1 protein-coding gene is annotated in these 785 nt (G+C 40.4%); it reads left to right on the forward strand.

The features are described 5' to 3' along the window. Positions 1–273: hypothetical protein (locus tag ABHN01_RS25680; RefSeq protein ID WP_429877896.1), on the forward strand; the 273-nt coding region annotated here is incomplete at its 5' end. Positions 274–785 lie beyond the last annotated feature (512 nt).

Raw genomic sequence — 785 nt, forward strand, 5'->3', positions numbered from 1 at the left:
ACGCTCAGGTGCATCATACGAATCAGCCTGATCACTCAGACTTCAGCTGGTCCAAAAACTTTGGCCAAGCTGGCTGAAATTTTGAAAAAGAAAAAGGTAACGACCAATCCACTTCCAAAACCAAAGGTCACACCTAAACCAAAGAAGACGATTCACCGAGTGATTGGGCATAGAGAACAGATTAATGCATTTGGCGATACAGAAAATCTGCTGGCTTCCGTTGAGAATCAGATCAAATCCGACGCTGAAAAAATTGAAATCGAGAGGGTGTAAGAAATGATCAATTGGAAGGTTCGTTTTAAAAATTGGTTTTGGTTGTCCCCTTTTCTGTCGCAACTTATGATTATTCTGCAGTTGCTGCTTGTTGCATGGAATGCAACTGGAGTGACAGAGTCCAATTAACTGAAGAGATTAGGGGATAGGTGTTGGCATTAAGCTAACGCTATTTTTATTGCCCTTTCAATGTAAGGATTTGTTCATGACCCCACGTGGAGGGGATTAAAAACCAAAGGGAGAAGTCAATAGTGGCAACAACTAAAACAAAATCAAAGTGGTTACACATGATAATCAGGCGTTTGTTACAACTGCAGAAAATTACGACGCAGCTGCCATTAATGATCAACTGAATGATCAACAGAGGATTACTGTGTAATTGGAGATATCGTTATGTATCGTTCAAATGTGAAGTTAATTGTGCCAGAAAGCAAATAACCCTGCAGATAGGGGATGAGATGCAGGGTTATCAGCAGTATGAAATGCATGATACTCCCCATATCTATATGCAA

Source organism: Fictibacillus sp. NRS-1165 (genome assembly GCF_050468105.1).
GTDB lineage: Bacteria > Bacillota > Bacilli > Bacillales > Fictibacillaceae > Fictibacillus_C > Fictibacillus_C terrinigri.